The following is a 2,799-nucleotide window of genomic DNA, read 5'->3' on the forward strand; positions in this document are numbered from 1 at the left end:
CCCTTTAAAGAAATCTCATCTTGTGGTGGGTTTCGCGCTTATATGCTTTCAGCGCTTATCCCTTCCGAACGTAGCTACCCAGCAATGCCACTGGCGTGACAACTGGTGCACCAGAGGTTCGTCCAACTCGGTCCTCTCGTACTAGAGTCAGATCCACTCAAATTTCTAACGCCCACAGTAGATAGAGACCGAACTGTCTCACGACGTTCTGAACCCAGCTCGCGTGCCACTTTAATGGGCGAACAGCCCAACCCTTGGGACCTTCTCCAGCCCCAGGATGTGACGAGCCGACATCGAGGTGCCAAACCCCCCCGTCGATATGAGCTCTTGGGGGAGATCAGCCTGTTATCCCCGGCGTACCTTTTATCCTTTGAGCGATGGCCCTTCCATGCGGAACCACCGGATCACTATGCTCTACTTTCGTACCTGATCGACCTGTATGTCTCTCAGTCAAGCTCCCTTATGCCATTGCACTCTACGCACGGTTACCAAGCGTGCTGAGGGAACCTTTAGAAGCCTCCGTTACTCTTTTGGAGGCGACCACCCCAGTCAAACTACCCACCAAGCACTGTCCCCTTTTACAAGGGTTAGACTCTAGACAAGCAAAGGGTGGTATTTCAACAATGACTAACCTACGCCTGGCGACGCAGGATCGAAGTCTCCCACCTATCCTACACATTACTTATCCAAAACCAATACTAAGCTATAGTAAAGGTGCACGGGGTCTTTTCGTCCCACTGCGGGTAATCGGCATCTTCACCGATACTACAATTTCACCGAGCTCATGGCTGAGACAGTGTCCAGATCGTTACACCATTCGTGCAGGTCGGAACTTACCCGACAAGGAATTTCGCTACCTTAGGACCGTTATAGTTACGGCCGCCGTTTACTGGGGCTTCAATTCAGATCTTCGCCGAAGCTAAACCCTCCTCTTAACCTTCCAGCACCGGGCAGGTGTCAGGCCCTATACATCATCTTTCGATTTAGCAGAGCCCTGTGTTTTTGATAAACAGTCGCCTGGACTCTTTCACTGCGGCCCCCCCGGAGGGGGGCGACGCTTCTCCCGAAGTTACGCGTCAATTTTGCCTAGTTCCTTAGCCATGAATCTCTCGAGCACCTTAGAATTCTCATCCCAACTACCTGTGTCGGTTTACGGTACGGGCTGCTTCACTCGCTTTTCTTGGAAGTCGCTTTTCTGGATTATCACCTTGGCCGTAGCCTCAGTGTACTATCGCGGCATTACTGCTCGCTTCAACGTGCTATTCCGTCAGCACGCACCAAATATACGCCTCCGTCACTTTTATCGTGAGCAGGTACCAGAATATTAACTGGTTGTCCATCCACTTCCCCTTTCGGGTTCGCGTTAGGCCCCGACTAACCCTCAGCTGATTAGCATAGCTGAGGAAACCTTAGTCTTTCGGTGTGCGGGTTTCTCGCCCGCATTATCGTTACTTATGCCTACATTTTCTTTTGTAGCTTCTCCAGCATCCCTCACAGAACACCTTCGACGACACTACAATGCTCCCCTACCACTTATAATCTAAATTATAAATCCATAGCTTCGGTAATATGTTTATGCCCGATTATTATCCATGCCGAACCGCTCGACTAGTGAGCTGTTACGCACTCTTTAAATGAATGGCTGCTTCCAAGCCAACATCCTAGCTGTCTAAGCAGTTCAACCTCGTTATTTCAACTTAACATATATTTGGGGACCTTAGCTGATGGTCTGGGTTCTTTCCCTCTCGGACTTGGACCTTAGCACCCAAGCCCTCACTGCTGATCAACATTTTATAGCATTCGGAGTTTGTCAGGAATTGGTAGGCGGTGAAGCCCCCGCATCCAATCAGTAGCTCTACCTCTATAAAACTATAAATCAACGCTGCACCTAAATGCATTTCGGGGAGTACGAGCTATTTCCGAGTTTGATTGGCCTTTCACCCCTACCCACAGGTCATCCGAAGACTTTTCAACGTCAACCGGTTCGGTCCTCCATTTAGTGTTACCTAAACTTCAACCTGCCCATGGGTAGATCACACGGTTTCGCGTCTACCACTACCAACTACAACGTACAAGTACGTATATCGCCCTATTCAGACTCGCTTTCGCTACGGATCCGTGGCTTAACCACTTAACCTTGCTGGCAACGGTAACTCGTAGGCTCATTATGCAAAAGGCACGCCGTCACCCCGATAAATCGGGGCTCCGACCGCTTGTAAGCGTATGGTTTCAGGTTCTATTTCACTCCCTTATTCAGGGTTCTTTTCACCTTTCCCTCACGGTACTGGTTCACTATCGGTCTCTCAGGAGTATTTAGCCTTAACGGATGGTCCCGCCAAATTCATACAGGGTTTCACGTGCCCCGCACTACTCAGGATACCACTATCTGTGCATTCTTTACCTATACCGGGCTATCACCGTCTATGGCCCCTCTTTCCAAAGGGTTCTAATTCATCATGCTTCGAATGTCGTGGTCCTACAACCCCGATATTGCCGTAACAATATCGGTTTGGGCTAATCCGCGTTCGCTCGCCACTACTTACGGAATCACTTTTGTTTTCTTCTCCTCCGGGTACTTAGATGTTTCAGTTCTCCGGGTTTGCTTCCTTTACAGGATACCATATCTTCAATATGGTGGGTTGCCCCATTCGGATATCTGCGGATCGATTTGTATGTGCCAATCCCCGCAGCTTTTCGCAGCTTATCACGTCCTTCATCGCCTCTGAGAGCCTAGGCATTCCCCATACGCTCTTATGTAGCTTATTGTACTTTTGTCTTTTAATGAGTTACTATTCAGTT

General features: G+C 49.3%; 1 rRNA gene. It reads right to left on the reverse strand.

What is annotated here, in order from left to right:
• Positions 1-2,766: ribosomal RNA gene (locus tag JEM65_RS20325) — 23S ribosomal RNA — on the reverse strand; the annotation flags it as partial.
• Positions 2,767-2,799: the final 33 nt, after the last annotated feature.

Source organism: Gelidibacter salicanalis, assembly GCF_016469035.1.
GTDB lineage: Bacteria > Bacteroidota > Bacteroidia > Flavobacteriales > Flavobacteriaceae > Gelidibacter > Gelidibacter salicanalis_A.